Source organism: Streptomyces sp. SID13726 (assembly GCF_010548375.1).
Lineage (GTDB): Bacteria > Actinomycetota > Actinomycetes > Streptomycetales > Streptomycetaceae > Streptomyces.
In genome coordinates, this window is sequence record NZ_JAAGLY010000308.1 from 1 (window position 1) to 491 (window position 491).

Genomic DNA, 491 nt, shown 5'->3' on the forward strand with positions numbered 1-491 from the left:
TCAACCCGCTGCACGCGGCCGAGCCGCGCAAACCGATGAGGCCGTGGCCCTACCTGCCGACGAGCCGGCGCTTCGTCAACCCGATCTACGTCCGGGTCGAGGACATCCGCGAGACGGGCTACCTGTCGGCCGCGGACCGCTCGCTCGTCGAGTGGGCGTTCGACCCGGTGCGCGACCTCGACACCGACCCCGGGCCGATCGACCGCGACGCCGCGTGGGACGCCAAGAAGGCCGCGCTCGAGGTCGTCTTCGCGGCTCCCCGGTCGACCGCGCGCCAGGCGTCGCTCGACGCGTTCCGTGCCGAGCAGGGGCGCGGCCTCGAGGACTTCGCGACGTGGTGCGCGCTCGCCGACCACTACGGCGACCGCGACTGGCCGCCCGGCGCGTACGACCCGAACGGCCCGACCGTCGCGGCGCTGCGCGACCAGCTCGCCGACCGGGTCGAGTTCTACTGCTGGCTCCAGTGGGTCGCCGACGAGCAGCTCCGGGCC

General features: G+C 74.3%; 1 protein-coding gene. It reads left to right on the plus strand.

Going from position 1 to position 491, the window contains the following annotated elements:
- A partial coding sequence (locus G3I78_RS47785; protein ID WP_164436872.1) for a 4-alpha-glucanotransferase occupies window positions 1-491 on the plus strand: 491 nt, incomplete at both ends.